This is a genomic window from Streptomyces sp. NPDC058674, from assembly GCF_042716505.1.
Classification (GTDB): Bacteria; Actinomycetota; Actinomycetes; order Streptomycetales; family Streptomycetaceae; genus Streptomyces.
Genome location: NZ_JBHXSC010000026.1, coordinates 42724 through 59894, shown reverse-complemented (window position 1 = coordinate 59894; position 17171 = coordinate 42724). Strand labels below are relative to the sequence as shown.

Here is a 17171-nt window from a genome sequence, read left to right as displayed (position 1 = left end):
CCTCGCCAGGCGCGGCAAGAGCTGATTGCCCGGTCTCCCGCCTGGTGGGCCCGGAAGCCAGGTTCTCGACCGCAGCCCTGGACCGCCGGGTCCCGGCCGCCCGCCTCCAGGGATGCCGCCCTTTCACATGCCTTCGGTCCGGGAGAGTCTCGGGCCCGTTCGTTGTCAGGAGAGCTCATGCAGCACAGCACCCCGCTCGATACCGCGACCGCCGTCGGCACGGCCCGGCGGATGCCGGAGTCCCTGTGCACGCACCGCCCGACGTGCCCGACCGCGGATAGCCCCGACCGTGAGGCCGCGCACACCATCGCCTCCCACCCCGAGCAGGGCTGGGCGCTCCTCTGCAACGCCGTTCTGGTGTTCGAGGACACCGGTGAACTGCTTCCCGACGGCCAGGTCATCGCCCCGCACCGCCCCCTCGCCGCGGTCTGACGGCTGCCTGATCCGCCCGACCCGGCCGCCGAACTCCAGCGGCCGGGTCGGGCGGTGAAGGGGAGCCGGACAGCCCGGACCACTACGACCGAGGAGTTGCCGTGCGCGACACCGCCCAGAGCACCGCCCCCGCGATCACCTACAAGCGGGGTCAGTACGTCCCGTACCGCAACCCGGAGATGTTCTGGACCGGGCAGGAGGGCCACACCTTCGCCTGCCGTGTCGAGCGGATCTGCGTGGGCGGCGCCACCTACGACCTGACCCCGCTGCCGTCGGGCCGCCAGATCACCGCCGTGAGCCCCGACTACATGCGGCTGCTGCCAACCATCGACGCGATGCGCGACATCGACACCGCCCCGCTGAACACCGACACGGCCGACGACATGACGGCGGCCGCCATGGCCTGGCTCGCCCAGCAGGCCGCGACGGCCAACCGCCGACCGGAACTGCCCGCTCAGCGCTGACCGCCTGTTCCACGCTGACGGCCCCCCGAACGCCCGGCATTGAAGCTGCCGGGGGTTCGGAGGGCCTGGTCACGACCTTATCGACCCGACGCCGATCGCGGTGACCTCTTGCACGGAGGCGCCGGAGTAAGAGAGGACACCCTCGTGGCCCCCAAGACCGCCACCCGCCGCAGGCGCCAGAGCGCCCTGGCAGCGAAGCCCCGCGCCAATGGGCGCGCTAAGACGACCGCGGCGCCGGCCTCTGTCTCCGCCCAGGCCGCCGATAAGGACATTGCGCCGCTGGTGGTCGAGGAGGCCGACCCGGTCGTGGCCGACGCCGCCGACCGTGCCGCCGACCTCCGGGACCTGGCCGCCAGCGATGTCGCGCGGATCCTCGCCGACGGGGAGGTGCGCGCCGCTGAGATGCTGAACGGAGCCCGCGCCGAGGCGGCCTTGATCGCCGAGGCCGCCACGACCGAGCGGGCCCGCGTACTCGCCGCCAGCCAAGCTGACGCCGACCAGGTTCGCACGGATGCCGCGAGCACCGCGGCTGCCGACGCGGAGCAGGTCCGCGCCGCCGCCGAAGCGACGGCGCAGCAGCTGCTCGCCGACGCGCGCCGCGACGCCGACACCGTCACGGCGACGGCGGCCAGTGAGGCCAACCAGGTCCTCGCCGCTGCCGACGCGACGGCGGATCAGCTGCTCGCCGACGCCCGCCGCCAGGCGCAGGAGGTTGCCGCCACGGCGGCCGCGCAGGCGGAGCAGGTCCGAACCGAGGCCGCTCAGACCGCCGCGAAGGCCCTCGCCGACGCGGAGACGGTGCGCACCGAGCTGCTCGCGGCTGCAGAGCGCACCGCGGTGGAGACCCGCACCCGCGCCACCACCGACGCCGACCAGCTCCTTCAGCAGGCTCGGGGCGAGGCCGAGCGGCTGCGCGAGAGCGCGGGCGCCCAGGCCGCGCAGGTGAAGGCCGGGGCTGAGAAGGCGGCAGTCGAGCTGCGGGAGGACGCCACCCGCGAGCGGGAGGCGTCCCGTGCGGATGCGGCGCGTACGCGGACGCTGGCCAAGGAGGACATCGGCCGGCTGCGGGCGACGGCGGCCGAGGACGCCGACCGTCTGACGCGCACCGCCCGCGAGGAGGCCGGCCGCATTGTGGCCGCCGCCCGCACGAAGCGGGACGCGGACCTCAAGGAGGCCGAGCAGGCGCTGGCGCAGGCCCGGCTGCGGGAAGCGGACGCGGACGTCACGTTGAAGGCCGCCGACGACATGGTGGCCGAAGCCGCCGCCCAGATGAAGCGCGCCACCGACCGCACGGAGCGGGCCCTGGAGCGCAAGCGCCTCAAGCTCGAGGCCAAGGGGGAGCGCCGGGACGCGAAGGAGGCCCGCAGGGCGAAGGTCCGGGAGCTGCGGGCCGCGGACCGCGCCGGGAAGCCAGCCGTGGCCGACCGGGTCAAGAAGTTCGTGAAGGTCAATTCCGAGCGCCTGATGGTGATCGGTCCGATCACCGCCCCGATGGCTGTCGCGTGGACGGGCCAGGCCGGGTTCGCCGAGGACATCCTCGGCTGGGTCGTCCCGTTCACGATCCTGTTCGCCGCCGCGTGGGAGCTGTCGACGGCGTTCGTGGGTTGGATGTACCACCAGGCCCGCCAGGGTGGCGACGCCGGAACCCTCTACCGCGTCAGCACGTGGATCTTCGCTCTGGGCGCCGCGGTCATGAACTTCTGGCACGCCTCTGGTGAGCCGGTGCCCGGCAGCCGGGTCTGGGACGCGAAGGCGGAGATCTGGACGGAGCAGATCACCTACTGGCACTTCACCCCGAAGGCGGTGGCGTTCGCCGCCATGAGCATTGTGGGGATGGTGCTGTGGGAGCTGTACGCCTCGCTGATCCACCGCCGCAAGCTCCGTGAGGACGGCAGGGTCGCCAAGGCCCGCCCGTCGATCGGGGCGGTCCGCTGGTTCCGATACCCGGTCCACTCCTTCACCGCATGGTCGCTCGCGATCACGGACCCGCGCCTGACCACGCTGGACCGGGCCTGGACCGCAGCGGGCGCGGAGCTCGCGGACCGCAAGGCGGCTCGGACCGGTCTGGCCCTGCACAGGGTCGTCGTCCCCCGGGTCCGGGCCGACGATCACGGACCGGCCGCCATCCCCACCGTCCTCACCCTGACCCGCACGGACCGGTACGGACCGATGGAAAGCCTGGTTCCGGTCCGTCCGGTCCAGCACGGCGGGTACGCGGTCCGGTCCGGTCCGGGCGAGCGGAGCGCGGTCCACGGTCCGGTCCGGACCGCTGGAGCCACGGACCGGACCGGCGGACCGGCGCTTGCTCTGGAGGCCGGTCCGGCCGGACCGCAGGGCGCTGACCTGCTGACCGGCCCCGGTCCGGACCGTGGCCCCCGGACCGTGCCCGCCGCCCAGGGCGCATCGGCCGCGCGCGGGGTGACGGTCCGGACCGCCGACGCCGCTACCGGACCGTGGGAGCCGGACCGCACCGGACCGTCCGACCAGGAAGCACCGGACGAGGTCGACGGTCCGGACCGTGGCGAGGACGGCGGTCCGGACCTCACGGTCATCACGCTCACGGACCTGGAGCGGACCGCGCTGGACCGGCTCCGGACCGCGAACGAGCCGCTGAACCGGACCAACATCGCCAAGGCGGTCCGGACCGAGGGCGGCACCATCGCCACGGACCGCGCCGGACAGATCGCCGTCGCCCTCAAGCAGCACACGGACCGCTGACCGGACCGCCCTGCCGCACATGGTCGCCCCCGGACCGCGCTCGCCCACCGAGCGCGGTCCGGTGACGGCCACGGCCGGCAGGCCGCTCGCCCGCCCCGCCCCGAGTGGGGACAGCGGGCCAGGCACGAACCCAGTCCCACCCCACCCCGCGCAAAAGCCTCGGGGACCAAGGACATCTCCTCCCCACCCCGAGACCTGGAGGTCTTCCGCATGCACAGCAACGACCCGAATCACGCACCCCTGCGCGATGTGGCGCAGAGCCCCGAGGCGACCGCCCGGTACCTGGCCGACGTTCAGCGGGTCCTGCTGGACATCGGCAGGAACCTGGAGGCGCTGGCCCTGGAGACCCGCGTCCACTGCCGCGACACCCACGTCGAAGGCGACCGCTGGTTCGACGCCTGGATGCGCGCCCAGCCCGTGGAACGGGCGCTGAAGGACGTCCTCAAGCACGTCGAGGGCGTCACCAAGGGCCTGGAAAAGAGCGCATTCAAGCGCCGCGCCCACGACGAGGCGGTCTCGAATACCGCCAAGAAGAGGAAGGAAAAGGAGCTGGAAAAGAAGCGCAAGAACGCCCCGCCGCTCCAGGCCGCCCCGCAGAATCCGCCGCAGCAGGGTGCGCCCAGCCGGAATTCCGGCTATGGTGGCCCCACGTCGATTTACGACATGGGTAACAGGGAGTCGGCGTGACGCGCCCTCTCAGCAGCACGGAGCGCTCCATTCAGGGGCGGAACGGCTGGCTGCAGGATGAAGAGCGCAGGGCAATCGAAAGTCGCGGCGAGTTGGGCCGGATGGAATTCTGGCTCCGCGTGACTCGAACCCGAATCACCCAGGACGTCAGGGCCGGACGTGCCGACGTCATCCGCGGTTTCACGAGTGTCTGCCGCCTCTTCAAGCTCGCGATCGACAAGCGGGCCGAGGGCGACGCGAGGCTGTGGAACCACCTCATGCAGTACGCGGACCAGGTGCTGGAGCAGCACGACCCGCGCCGCTGAACACCCACCAACGAAGGCCCCGCCGGACGCCGGCGGGGCCTTCGCCTCGCGTAATGCGTGCACACGTGCACGTGCACACGCGTGCACACGAGACCCCACCCGCTGTCAAGCCCTCTGGAGGGAGGTGCACCGTGTCCGATGTGGACGACCCGAACGGGATCCTGGTCCGTGGCCCCTGGAGCGGTGAGCCCTCGTACGCCCCGCCGCCCATCCCCGACTTCGCCGACACCATTCCGACGCCGGAAGACATTCCCGCCGCGCCGCCGGAAACGCCGGAAGAAACCACGATGGAACTTCCGGCGATTCCGGCCGCGCCGGACCCGGCCACGGCGTTGCGCTCGGACGGATTCGCCCCGCCGAAATACACGGAAGAAGAGGGTGAATACGAGGAAGGCGAATACGTCCAGCCTCGTTCCCTCGCCGACCGTCTCGGTGACTGGTTGGAACTCCGGCTCGAAATGGCGCGGTACAACCACGAAAGCGAAGCGCCTTTCCGTGAGGCTGAAATAGCGCGGAAGGCCGCGCTGCTGGAGGGCCGCACCGCACAGGAAGTCGCGATGATGGAGCAGAACGGAAAGCTCCACACCGCGATGATGAAAGCGAAGGGCGACAAGGCGGCGGCACGCGGAAAGGCCGACGCCGACCGCATGAAGTCGCCCAGCTCCGGGCTCGGAGCGGACAAGGGCCGCTCGAAGGCCGGCGGCGGCGGATCCCCACGCGGCGGGAGCGGCAGCGGTGGCGGCGGGTCCCGCAACAGCTCGGGAGCCGGAACGGGGCCCGGCGCGAAGGGGCCCGGGTCGCGCGGCTCGAACTCCGGCGGATCCGCTGGGCGTTCGGGGTCCGGGGCGGCCGGGAGCGGCAAGGGCGGCGCGAAGGGCCCTGACCGGTCCTCTGGCGGCCGTTCCGCCGGTTCGGGGCACGCCGGGTCCGGCGGGGGGTCGAAGGGCTCTCACAGCGGCTCTGGCGGCTCCGGCAGGAGCGGCAGCCACAAGGGCGACGGTGGCCGGGCCCAGCACCACAGTCCGGCGTCCAACGCCCGTGCGGAGCAGGCCCGCGGCCGCGCCGATCGCGCCTCTACCCGGCAGGCCGGACGCCAGGAACGCCGCAGCGCCGGTCACACCGCCGGCGTCGCCGACCGGAGCAAGAACCGGGACCAGGCGCGCGCCAACCGGCAGCAGGAATGGCAGGACCGCCGGGCGAAGAAGGCGGAGCGGGAGGCGACACGGAAGGCGAAGCGGGAAGCCGCGGCGTCGGCCGACGCGGGCCGCACCACGCTGGGCAAGGCCATCGGCGAGGAAGCCCAGCGCCGCTGGGACAAGCGCCGCGCCGACGCGACGGCCGACAAGGCCGGCACGGAGAAGGTGAACCTGACCAAGGACAAGGCCAAGGACGACAAGACCAAGGACGACAAGGCCATGGGCACCGGCACGGACGCGGACGACAAGGCCAAGAAGGACCCCAAGGACGGCCCTGACGGGGCTGCTGGCGACGGGAAGGCGACCCCGGCGGGCGATGAGTCCGGCAAGGAGTCCAAGGCCGGTGACGAGCCGTCTGACGGGTCGAAGAAGCGCCGCCGGTTCCGCCGGTTCCGGCGCCGTTCCGACGGCTCGGGCCGGGCCGGACGGCGGGGTCGCACCCGCGGGGCGGGGCGTACCGGCCGCCGTGAAGGCCGGCGCGGACGGCGGTCTTCTGAGGGCCGGTTCGGGCCGCCGCCCACCCCGACGGTGGAGTGGCCCGATCACCCCAGCCGACCGCCGCGCCCCGCCGGGGCCGGCGCCGGGGACGGCATCGTCGACGCGGACATCGTCCCTGACGGTCCGGCCGCGGTGACGGCCGGCGTCAAGGGCCTGCCGCCCGCCCCGGAGCCGCACACCGAACGTCCCGGCACCAGCCGACCGACAGCCACGGAAGGGAGCAGCGTGAGCAGCGCACAGGTCAGCAGGCCGTCCACGCAGGGCAACTTGGCTGCCCAGCACCGCACGGACATCACGTTCGACGAGTTCTTGGTCGAGATGGCGAACATCGCCATCAAGTCCGCCTCCGACGAGGAGCGCGCCGAGGCGCTGAGGGAGGCGCTCGGCCGGGTCGCGGACGCTCTGGCGGAGATGGCCGCCGACCTGGCCGACGACCACAACGTGTCCGCCGCCGTCACCGAACTGATCGCCGACCTCGCCGAGACGGCGGGCCGGATGAAGGGGCAGGCCCAGCGGTGCGCCGAGCAGTGCGGTATCGCCAGGGAGGCCGCCAAGCTCGCGGCCACCCAGGTCGCACGCGTCTATGGCGAGGACATGGACGCCAAGGAAGACGCGGGCCTGGCGTCCGTGTCGGCCGCCGCCCACCACGACTAGAAACCAGAAAGGGACCTTCTCTGATGAGTGACCTCGCACCCCGCAGTACCGGCACGGCCGCGGCTCCGGCCGACGGCGACAACCGCTACAAGTCCGTCCAGAGCAAGCTGGACAAGCTAGGCAAGGCCATGGACGACGCCGGCCTCGAACTCGAGGCGCTGCGGCGCAGCATGAAGGCCAACGCGGCCCACACCCACGACGTCGCCGGCGACATCGAGAACGCCGACCTGGACGCCAAGTTCGTGGAAGTGACCAACCTCGTGTCGGTGGCCCTGGGCGGCGCCGCCGTGGAGGTCAAGCGGCTGTGCGACAGCGCGCAGGAGACCGCCGACCTCACCTGGGAGGCCAAGCGCACCCACTCCCGGCTGTACGGGGCGCTGGACGACATCCGCTCCAACCGGCGCGAGAAGACCCCCCGGCCGGGCTTCTTCAACCGCTGACCGCTCCCCTCCCCCACCGCCACGGGCGGCCCCGCACCTCTGCGGGGCCGCCCGTCCCCGTTCCCGAAGGAGAACCCGGTGTCCACGCCGCGCAGTGTCGTGCTCGAACGCCTCGCCTACACCCTCGCCGCGCCCGTGCTGGCCGTGGCACCCAACGTCTATCCCGACAGCCCCGTGAACCAGATCGTGCAGCTGGCCGGCGCGGCCGGGATCGGCGGCTGGATCCTGGCCGCCAAGAGCGACGCGCACGGCGCCGGACGCAAGATCCTGCGCTGGTCCCCGCTGGTCCTGGCCGCCGCCATCGACGTCACCGCCAAGACCACCACCGGCTGGGGACCGTGGTGGATGGACGGGCTGCTCGCCGCCGGATGGGCGGCGGCCGGCTACCTGGTGATGCCGTTCTCCCGGCACGCCCGCAGCCGCCATCGCCCCGCCCTCGCCGCCCCGGCCCCGCACCCGGCGCCCGAGATCGTCGCGGAAGAGGCTCCGAAGCTGGTCGACGACGGCGCCGACCTGCTCACCCGCGACGCGCGGATGATGTGGGAGCAGGCCGGGAGCCCGGCCCGCACCCACATCGTCAAGGCCACCCGGCACCCCGGGATGCAGCACGACATGACGCTCCTGCTGCGCGCCTCGGAGCCGGGACGGCCCATCACCGGACTGTCCGAGACCGCGGTCGCCGCCCCCTTCGGCGTGCCCGCCCGCGACGTCGTTCTCGTGGACGTCGCGGTCCAGCCCGGCCGGCAGGGCGGGCCGGGCTGGCTGGAGGCCCACATCACCCCCGACGCCAACCAGCGCCGCCGCACCAAGCCGACCCCCGAGGAGCGCTGGACGGACAAGGTCGGCGGACCCAAGGGCGGCGCCCCCGGCTCCGAGCTCGTCCACCGCACCCGGGACGAAGTCCGCGGGGTCACCTTCTACCGGGCGAAGATGGCCGACGCCACCACCACCCCGGGCATCGACCTGGCCAAGGTCTGCCGCGGCCTGGGCCTGCCCGAGGACGACTCCTGCGTCTTCGTCCTCATCGACGGCACCGAGTTCCTCATCAGCGCCTTCGACAAGCCCCCGCTGTCCGCGATCTTCCCCGCCACCCGCGAGCTCCTCACCCCGGACGCCAAGGGCATGTACGTGTGCGGGTACACCATCACCGGCCAGCCGGTGAAGAACATGGTGTTCCAGCACGACAAGAACGCCGCCCGGCACGGGCTGATCCTGGGCGTGTCCCGGTCCGGGAAGACGCAGTTCTTCGCGATCGACATGGCCGCCATGTCGCTTGCCGGCCAGGTCGTGTGGCTCTCCACCGTCCGCAAAGACGAGAAGACCACCGTGCTCGGCCGGTACATCGACCGGCAGGGCTCCAACGCCCTGTGGATGGCCCGCTCCCTGCGCGCGGCGAAGGCGCTGTGCGAGATCCGCGCGGACATGCCCTGGCCGCACGACGGCCAGCCGCACGACTACAAGCCCGGAGACTCCCGCTGCCCCTACCGGCAGCTGAACGTCTTCGCGGACGAGTTCATGACCGCGGCCCAGGACGGCGACTTCGGCGAGTTCATCCAGACCGACGGCGACGACCTCACCGTCACCGGCCTGAAGTACGGCATCGGCTTCAACCCGGCCGGCCAGTCGCCGTTCGCGCACAACGGCTTCTCCACCGAGATGAAGGACAACCTCCGGCAGAACAGCCGGCCGACCATCTTCAACATGGGCTCGCCCGGCGCCACCCGCAAGGCGGCGGAAGGCACGATGGAGAACGCCTACGACGTCCCGACCATCCCTGCCCGCTACGCCCAGCAGGAAGGCTCCGCGATCGAGCGGGCCATGCGCGGCGAGGCCGACCCGGAGAACGGCGTCTCCACCGGCGGCGTCGCCATCATGGTCATGGACAACGGCCGCGCGGTGCTGATGCGGTCGCTGTACGCGGACTTCGACACCGACCTCGCCGAGCTGTTCCCCGAGGTCGTCAACCAGCTCACCGACCACGAGATCAGCGAGCTGACCAAGCGCGGCCTGTGGTTCGACTGGAACGAGCCCGTGCGACCCGGCGAGTTCTGGCCCGAGCCTAAGGGTGACGAGGAAGGCGGCGACGACGGCAGCTTCCGCCTCCGTGGCGGCGGCGGCAAGGGCGGCGGCGGCCGCGGCTCCAAGGGCGACAGTCGCCAGGAGGTCGTCTCTGCCCGCAAGGCGCTGGAGGCCATCAAGAGCCTCACCGACGCCTGATCACACCCACCCATCCCCGGGGCCGGCCTGCCCGAGCGCGGCCGGCCCCACCCGATCCCCTGTGAAGGAGCACCACCACCGTGGCCCTCTCCATCTCCGCCGCCGTGCTGATGGGCATCATCATCTTCGTCCTGATCAAGGGCGGCAATGTCCGCGTCGGCTCCGCGCTGGCCTGCACGCTGTTCGGCTTCACCCTCGCCGCGACCGGCCTGGCCCCGGCCATCAACAGCGGCCTCGCCTCGTTCGCCGGACTGATCTCCAGCTTCTGACTACGCCTCTTCCCAGGGCGGGTCCGGCGTGTAGTTGAGCCCGTCGCAGAAGCGGCAGTCCCACTCCGAGGGCACCTCCCACTTGTCGACCCAGAAGCCGACCTGCCTGCCCACGAAGAAGTTGTCTCCGTCGCACCACCCGCACTGGAAGACGAACTCCACCCCAACCCCTTCCCGACGCCTGCTGGTCCGAGGATGCCCGCAGCGCGTGTGCGGTGCCTACCCACCCGCCAGCCTCAACTCCCCTGCTACGCAACGCCGAAGGGCGCCGCCGGACACGCTCCGGCGACGCCCTTCGACGTCGCGCGCCCCTCCCCCACGCGCCCCCCGGCCACCACGGCCAGGAGGGCGCTCCCCTTCCGCGTGATCGGAGAACACCCCATGGACCCCCTGCACACCCAGCACGGCATGCCCGAGTCCGAGGCCGCGGCCGAAGCCCGCCGCCTGATCGACGCCTGGGCGGCCAAGCCCGTACTCCACCACCCCACCTCGTTCCGCGACGAGACCGAGCCGCCGGCCTTCGGCACTACCCCGCCCGTGAAGCAGGAAGACCACCGGATCGTCCCGGCCTGGGCGGCCGGGATCGCGGTGGCCTCCATCGGCGTCGGCGCCGGGATCACCGGCATCGGCTGTGGCGCCTGGCTCGTGCTCCAGGGCCTGGCCTCCGTCACGTTGAACAGCGTCCTCATGGTCACCCTGCCGTTCGCGGGCCTGGCCATGGCCGCCACCGCCATCGGCGGCGCGATCAGCAAGGCCCGCGCGGCCGTCACCAAGAACGTCTTCGAGGGTCCGGTCACCCACCACACCGAGATCCACAACAACAGCACCACGCGCGGCGCGTTCTTCGCCCGCACCCGCAACGAGATCCGCTGACCGGCTCCGGCCAGCCCGCACCGCTCACCGAACCCTTCACAGAAGGAGCAGCTACGCCATGACCCACAACGACAAGCCCGTCAACGGCCAGGACAACCCGTCCTTCCTCGACCTCCTCAACCAGCTGCCGCCCGTGCCTCCGGCCCCCGAGAACGGCACCGGGCGGCTCGCGTGGCTGCGCGCCGCGTGGAAGGAGTCGTGGGAGGAGGGCGGCTTCCTCTACCAGCGGTGGGAGGAGGTCTTCCAGGTCCGGCACAGCAGCTGGCACGAGTCGCCAACTGGATCAAGGCGGCCGTACTGTTCGGCGGGCTCAGCCTCATCGTCATGATGCTGGACGCCGCCGGCAACATCGCCGACGCCCCGCTCAAGGGCCTGTCCGCCGTCCCGGCCACCAGCGGCGGCGACGGCAGCGGCCTGTGGAGCACGGTCGACCACCCCGTGCGCGTGTTCCTCGCCGACCAGGCCGCGCACCTGGCCGTCGCCCCGGCCGCCCTGTACGCGTTCTGGCAGCTGACCGGCCTACTCGGCCTGGTCGGCGGGTTCTTCGGCAACGCCGGTCCCCACATCGCCTGGCTGCTGTTCGGCATCGGAACCCTCGCCATGATCTGGTCCACCGCCCCGGCCGGAGGGCGCGCCGCCGCCACCGGGCTCGCCGCCCTCATGTGGGCCCTGGCCAGCATCTTCGCCCTGCGCGGCCTGAGCCTGCGGCCCATCGTCCACAACCACCCGCCGCAGTACCAGTTCAGCCCCGCGCTCCACCTGCACGCCACGCTCCCCGCCCCCACCCCGGCGGGCGACGACTACGGCGACGAACCCGACAACGTCGTGCATGACGGATTCCCGCTCATGGCCACCATCGAAGCCATCAGCGCCGCCGCAGACCGCCGACTCCTCATCCGCCAGCGCATCAACGAATTCGTCGCCGAAGCCGTCGCCACCGGAGGCGGACTCGCTCTATGCCACGCTGGACCACCCGCCCCCACCCCGACATGGTCCTCAGGACACCCAGCGGCGTACACGCCCACCGCCACATCGACGCCCTCTACCACCCCGAACGCACCGCACGAAGAGCCGTCCGGACCGTCTTGGCCCAGCTTCAGAGCGACGCCACAACTATCCGGAGCGAAGAGCCACACGCTCGCCCCAGGTTGCCGTGACCCGAGCGGTACCGGCTGCCGTACCGAATCCCTGACATCGTCAAGCCGTTGTTCTCAAGGACGCGGACCAGTTCGGGCTGTGACTGGTCAAGGCCCGTGGTGTTCTGGCCGTTTCTGCATCCGCGGCAGCGGTGGACTGGCACCCTGGTCGCGTCTTCCGCTCCTCTACGAAGGGCCAGTTGTGCTGAACATCCCCGACCAGGATGCCAGGTTCATTCGGGAGACCTGCGGGCCCGAGGTCGTCGAAGAGCTGGAAAGACAGGCCGTCAAGCATACATGGACGGATCTGTACCTGTATCGACCCGAGTGGACCGCGCAGGGCCGCAGCTACACCGACGCTGTTCTCCTGGCGATCGAGGTTGCGCCGCGTGCGCGGCAGCTCATTCTCAAGGTCGTTCCCGCGGGTGCGCCCGGACGCGAGGCCGCTGCTACTGCGGCCGCTGGCACGGCCGATGCGACTTTCACCTACCAGCATCTGGTCAAGCAGCTGTTTCAGCCCGTGTTGCTGTCGGACGGCAGGACGCTGATGTTCCAGGAGATCGCAGGCAAGAGCCTGTGGAACGCGACGACCGTGGGAGGCCTCGAGGAGCAGCACAGGGCCCGGGTGGTCGAGCAGGTGGTCCGGGGGCTGCTGTCTCAGTGGAACGCCAAGGTCCTGGAGCAGGCTGTCCCCGAGCCCGTGAGGGTCTCCGCGTTCCTGCGCGAGGAGTTGAACGACGCCTGGACGGGCGGCGGCTCGCTCCAGGCGTGGGCGAGGTCTCTGGGCATTCTCGACCCCGCACCCCCCTGGCTGTACAGCGACGGAATGCGGCTGCCCAACCCGTATCTGATGGTCAAGGGCGGGCACCCGGCCTTGCCGGATCCCGAACTGCGTGTGCTGCGCGGTCTGGGTCACGGCGACCTGCATCTGGACAACATTCTGGTGCCCTGCATGGAGGGGGAGGTGCGGGCGGAGGAGTATCGTTTTATCGATCTGTGCACGTTCAGCGCCCGCGCCGACCTTGGCGGTGACGTCGCGACCTTGCTGTTGTCCGCACTGATTCCCTTCGTCGAGCACGAACTGCCGCCGGATCAACGGCACGCGCTGCTCCGTTTCATCGTGGCCCCGCATGCTACACACGGCGCTTCCATCGTGCCGCGTGCAAAGATGCTGGTGCAGGCGGTGACGGTGACCGCCCAGCAGGAAATGAGCCACTGGCGTGACTCCTGGGACAGGCAGTTCCTGCTCTCGCTGATGGCGCGCGCCCTGTTGTTCACGACGTACACCGGGATCGGCGAGGAGGGCCGCGGATGGTTCGTGCGGCTTGCGGCGCACGCTGGGGGTGAGGTCCTGGCGCGGACGAGGCACCAAGGTGGGGAGGCGTGGCCGCCTCCTCTGGAGCCGGGAAGGGATTCCTTCACGACGCAATTCAGTGCCCCTGTCACGGCAAGGAGCCGGCCTGCCACCGGGTTTGTGCCCGACCAGGAACCGCGGCGGCGGCGCTGGGAGACGGACTCGGGGGTGCGGGACGAGCGGGCGGTGCTCGGATTCGGCCCGGATCACACTGTGGTGGTTGTTGACGGGCAGGGTCGCGTCCAGCGGTGGAGCGTCGAGGGAGGCCCTCTGCCCGGGGCGGAGGGCCGTTCGGATCGCATCAGGGTCGGCCATCAGGCACTGGTGTCATCTCTGACGCACAGTGTGGTGAGTGCCTGGCCAAGAGAACTGGAGATCATGCGTTTCCCTCAGCATGCGGGGGTCTTCCGATCGGATCCGGTCCGTTTCAAGGGCAAAGAGCATTTTCTGGTCACCAGCGGCGGTGAGGTGTTCGCCACGCACGACAGGAAGACGCTGACTGTCCGCAGTTTCGAGGACGGTTCTGCGATGGAGCATCTCCCCTGCCCTGCTTCATTGGCGACCATCGCGGTGAGCGTCGACGCGTCGGTGATCGCCATGGCTTGCTCGCAAGAAGTGTTCATCCACCGTAGGAATCACCGGACGCTGCGGAAGAAGACGGCCAATTCCATGCCCTATTTCCGAACCGGCGTGTTTAGAAAGCTGTCAGAGATGCTGGGTCCGGGCTGTCAGCTGGCTGTTTCCCCGTCGGGCGGCCACGTCGGGTGCGTCACCTTCGAGGAAGCGCTGGTGTGGAGTACAGAGGACGGCAGGGAGGTGTACCGCCGCAAGCTCACGGACCGGGAGGCCCGGGAAGCAGCGGGTGCACACGGGATGCGTCTGCTGTGCACCGAGACAGGCACTCTGTTCTTTCTCAAGCGGGGCCGGCTGTCCTGCCCGACCATCGACGGCGGGATCCAGCTGCGCCAGTCAGGCCGCTACGTGGACGTGGCCATTGCACGGGATGGCAGGCTGATGGCGATGCTCGGCAGTGAAGGCAGGTTGGAGGTCTGGGATCTGTGAACCGGGCGGGGCCGCCCTCTGCGGGTGAGGCTGGGATTCCGCGGGGCTACGTCCGGGGTGTGCGCATGGCCCCTGCGGGAAGGGGGCATGACTTTCCGTGTGGCCGGGGCGTCGTTGGCGTCGACCGGACCGCGCGTCGCTCGGGGGTGGCTGTGGGGGCAGGGAGCACGTCGATCTTCACTCGGCAGAATGATCCGGACCTGCTGCGCATTCTGCAGGCGGCGTCGGTGGCACACCGCCGTGCAATGAGGCTGGCCTCTTTGCACATGGCTATCTCTGTCCTGCTGGCGGGTCTGGGCGTGGCTGGGGTCTTCGTGAGTGCGCTGCAGAGGCCGGCCATGCTGCTGGGGCTCGTGTGGGCTTTGGCTTACACCGCGGGGGCCCGTGTATGGGGAGCGCGGGAGATGCGTCGTGCGGCGCTCTTCCAGGAGATGTTCGATGTACGGCTTTTGTGTATTTCCTGGAACACCGTCGTCGCCGGTGGGGAGGAGCTCGCGCCGCAGGAGGTGAGCCGGGCGGCCCGCCGGTACACGGGGGCGGAGTCGCTGCTGGAGGATTACTTCTACGAGGTCACTGTGCTCCCCCGACCGCTTGATGTGCTGGCCTGCCAGATGCAGAACTTGGGTTGGGGGGCCCGGATCCGGCGGCGTTACGCCGCCGCGGTGTCTGGCGGGTTGGCGTTGTGGAGCGTGGCGGGCATCGGACTCGGTCTGGCGCGGGCGATGACGGTCACCGAGATGCTGCTGCACTGGTTCGTCCCGTCGTTGGGCCTCCTGCTGCTGGGCGTGGACACCGCAGCCTCCCAACGGGAGACCGCCAGCGCCCGGGAGCATGCCCAGGCCGTGCTGATGCACGAGCTACGCGCGTACATCCGCCGGGGCAGTCCCGCCGAAGAAGCTCCTGCGCTCCTGCATCTGGCCCGGCAAGTCCAGGACACCCTGCTGCTCACCCGGCTGCGGCAGGCCCGGGTACCCAAGTGGTTCTTCAAGCGGTTCCAGACTTCGGACCGCACGGACTTCGTGCGGGCGATACAGGAACTGGACCAGCTGGCCGTCACCCCGTAGGAGCGGCGGCGCCCGGTGATCGTGTGCTCCCGTCCTTTTTTTGGGGAGCGTGAACCGTTGTGGTGCGCGCCGTGTTGCACTACCGGTGCGCCCTGTCGTGGATGGCGGCGGATCGTCAGAATGTATTCCCCGGCTCTGCTACGGAGCCGGCGCGGGCAAGCAACACCGGGTCGCGTGTGGCCGCGTGTGTAGCTCATGTGCGGTGGCCACCTCGTTCACGGTGGAGGAGTTCCGGCTCCTGGCCGACCTCGAGTACGGCGCCAATATGCTGGACGACTTCACCTGGTGCGACCTGCAAGTGGGATACGACGGCGAGTGGCACTACGCCCTCGCGCAGACCGCAGGCGAAGACGAATGGTGGCTGCGCTGGCGGCTCGGAGCACGTGAGCTGATCGCCCTGCCGGGCTGCACTGCGGGACACCGAGAACATCCCGTCCGATCCGGCGTCGTGCCTGCTGTACGCCGATCACGTCGGCCGCCACACCTTCGAGTTCGACTACCGGATCCGGCGGGACGGCCAGGGCGTTCTCCACCGGGCGCTGCCGTCGGAGACCTGCGCAAGGCCATGGAGCACCTGCACGACGACACCGCCATCCGCATCGGCGTGGTGACCACCGGCGTCCTCACCCCCAGTGACTTCGAGGTGCTGCTCCAAGCGGCGGCCGAGGGCGCTTTCCCGTACAGACCGCGGGCGGGACCGTGGACTCGGCCCTGGTCCTGCTCCTCGGGCTTAACTCCATGCACCCCAGCGCAGAGAAGGACTGACCGGGTACAACGCCGACCCTGCAGGCTGGCCGCGCCTCCAGCGAGGCCGGCCAGCCTGTCTGGGAGCCGCTGGCTAAGGCGTCGGCTCCCACGCTTCGGGGCCTGCTCCCCTCCACTCCACGAAGTCAGGATCGGTCAGATCCACGTCCTCGGCACTCTCCAGGCCGGCGGCAAGGAAGACCCTGATGTCGGCAGGGCGGTGCGCGACTCCAATGGCGACGCCGGTGCGGGTCCGAAACCGTATGCCGTCGATCAGCTGCCGTCTCGTCCATATCGGTGGACGTCCCCGCTTCTTGCCCCCGGGCAACAACGGCGCCAGCCGGACCACTGGGTATCTGTCAAATCTCCACGCGCCACCGGGTGATCATCGCAGAGGCTGATCGACTTCAGAACTGGACACCAGACCGGTCACAGACAGGATCGCTTCGACCGTCTCTTCAACCGTCTGCGCAGCATTGTCGATCCAGATTCCCTGCTGCCCGAGCTCGGAGCGCATCGCCTCATCCAGTGGCGACCAGTTCGTGGCCAGGACCTTCTCACGATCCTGGTTGCGCCGCCACGCCTCTGCCGGGCCGGGAGCCAGGATGACTATGTGGAGCGGCACGGCCGCCAGCGTCGTGCGGTAGAAGTCAAGGTGGGAACGACGGACCACGACATCATCGAGCACCGGGATGAAACCGGCCCGCGCGAAGCTGTCCGCCAGAAGGCACGCGTTGCGGGCCCGCAGCAAAATCTGCCGGTCGGCTTCCGCGTTCGCGGCCGGTGAGGGCCATTGCCCACCGCTGACGATCATCTGCTGGAGTGCATCCACCTCGATATGAGCCGACATCCGGAACCGGCCGGCCAGCGCAGCGGCCACCGTCGACTTCCCACTCCCGGGGATGCCGGTCAGCAGGACAGCCCCCGCGGCCGGCTCGCGGTCGACGGGCACCAGATCCAAGCTCATACGACTCCTTCAAGCGCAAACGATCAGGGCCTTGAGGGTACGTGCTGCCCCTGATTCGCCGAGTCGGCGACCGCTTGATCCACTTCAACAC

At 70.5% G+C, this 17171-nt stretch carries 15 protein-coding genes and 1 pseudogene; 14 read left to right on the top strand and 2 right to left on the bottom strand.

What is annotated here, in order from left to right; translation table 11 throughout:
- The first annotated feature begins 243 nt into the window (after positions 1 to 243).
- The 9 genes from ACFWU6_RS16175 (at position 244) to ACFWU6_RS16135 (ending at position 9880) form a co-directional block, all read left to right on the top strand.
- On the top strand, positions 244 to 432 hold the full coding sequence (locus tag ACFWU6_RS16175; protein ID WP_383981612.1) for a DUF5999 family protein: 189 nt from the start codon (positions 244 to 246) through the stop codon (positions 430 to 432).
- 101 nt (positions 433 to 533) lie between these two features.
- The gene (locus ACFWU6_RS16170) at positions 534 to 896 is read left to right on the top strand and encodes a hypothetical protein (protein WP_383981567.1); all 363 of its coding nucleotides are present in this window, start codon (positions 534 to 536) and stop codon (positions 894 to 896) included.
- Between the two features lie 144 nt (positions 897 to 1040).
- On the top strand, positions 1041 to 3614 hold the full coding sequence (locus ACFWU6_RS16165) for a hypothetical protein (RefSeq protein ID WP_383981565.1): 2574 nt from the start codon (positions 1041 to 1043) through the stop codon (positions 3612 to 3614).
- A 210-nt stretch (positions 3615 to 3824) separates the two neighbouring features.
- Positions 3825 to 4301 (top strand): hypothetical protein, encoded by a 477-nt coding sequence (locus tag ACFWU6_RS16160; RefSeq protein WP_383981563.1) that lies wholly within the window; start codon positions 3825 to 3827, stop codon positions 4299 to 4301.
- A 119-nt stretch (positions 4302 to 4420) separates the two neighbouring features.
- Positions 4421 to 4606 carry a hypothetical protein gene (locus ACFWU6_RS16155; RefSeq protein WP_383981561.1) on the top strand — a complete coding sequence of 62 codons (186 nt, stop codon included), beginning with the start codon at positions 4421 to 4423 and terminating at the stop codon, positions 4604 to 4606.
- Between the two features lie 131 nt (positions 4607 to 4737).
- Positions 4738 to 6954, top strand: coding sequence for an ATP/GTP-binding protein (locus ACFWU6_RS16150; RefSeq protein ID WP_383981559.1), 2217 nt, complete (start codon positions 4738 to 4740; stop codon positions 6952 to 6954).
- 23 nt (positions 6955 to 6977) lie between these two features.
- Entirely contained in the window at positions 6978 to 7394 is a 417-nt protein-coding gene (locus ACFWU6_RS16145) for a conjugal transfer protein TraB (protein ID WP_383908811.1), read from the top strand.
- A gap of 78 nt (positions 7395 to 7472) precedes the next feature.
- The gene (locus ACFWU6_RS16140; protein ID WP_383981557.1) at positions 7473 to 9611 is read left to right on the top strand and encodes a chromosome segregation protein ParM; all 2139 of its coding nucleotides are present in this window, start codon (positions 7473 to 7475) and stop codon (positions 9609 to 9611) included.
- 80 nt (positions 9612 to 9691) lie between these two features.
- Complete coding sequence (locus ACFWU6_RS16135; RefSeq protein ID WP_383981555.1) at positions 9692 to 9880, top strand: hypothetical protein; 189 nt, start codon at positions 9692 to 9694, stop codon at positions 9878 to 9880.
- Here the strand turns inward: ACFWU6_RS16135 and ACFWU6_RS16130 are convergent, their stop codons facing one another.
- On the bottom strand, positions 9881 to 10042 hold the full coding sequence (locus tag ACFWU6_RS16130) for a hypothetical protein (protein ID WP_350240895.1): 162 nt from the start codon (positions 10040 to 10042) through the stop codon (positions 9881 to 9883).
- Positions 10043 to 10261: 219 nt separating this feature from the next.
- Here ACFWU6_RS16130 and ACFWU6_RS16125 point away from each other — a divergent pair, with 219 nt between their 5' ends.
- From ACFWU6_RS16125 to ACFWU6_RS16105, 5 genes and pseudogenes are all read left to right on the top strand, one after another.
- Positions 10262 to 10753: a hypothetical protein gene (locus ACFWU6_RS16125; RefSeq protein ID WP_138899410.1), complete on the top strand. Its 492-nt coding sequence runs from the start codon at positions 10262 to 10264 to the stop codon at positions 10751 to 10753.
- A 58-nt stretch (positions 10754 to 10811) separates the two neighbouring features.
- A complete protein-coding gene (locus ACFWU6_RS16120) occupies positions 10812 to 11081 on the top strand; it encodes a hypothetical protein (RefSeq protein ID WP_383981552.1) in 270 nt (89 codons plus the stop codon).
- A gap of 419 nt (positions 11082 to 11500) precedes the next feature.
- A pseudogene (locus ACFWU6_RS16115) lies at positions 11501 to 11910 on the top strand (LysR substrate-binding domain-containing protein); the annotation flags it as partial.
- A 181-nt stretch (positions 11911 to 12091) separates the two neighbouring features.
- Entirely contained in the window at positions 12092 to 14305 is a 2214-nt protein-coding gene (locus ACFWU6_RS16110; RefSeq protein ID WP_383981550.1) for a hypothetical protein, read from the top strand.
- A 65-nt stretch (positions 14306 to 14370) separates the two neighbouring features.
- The gene (locus tag ACFWU6_RS16105) at positions 14371 to 15369 is read left to right on the top strand and encodes an S-4TM family putative pore-forming effector (protein WP_383981548.1); all 999 of its coding nucleotides are present in this window, start codon (positions 14371 to 14373) and stop codon (positions 15367 to 15369) included.
- A gap of 1129 nt (positions 15370 to 16498) precedes the next feature.
- Here ACFWU6_RS16105 and ACFWU6_RS16100 read toward each other — a convergent pair.
- A complete protein-coding gene (locus ACFWU6_RS16100) occupies positions 16499 to 17080 on the bottom strand; it encodes an AAA family ATPase (RefSeq protein ID WP_383981546.1) in 582 nt (193 codons plus the stop codon).
- Positions 17081 to 17171 lie beyond the last annotated feature (91 nt).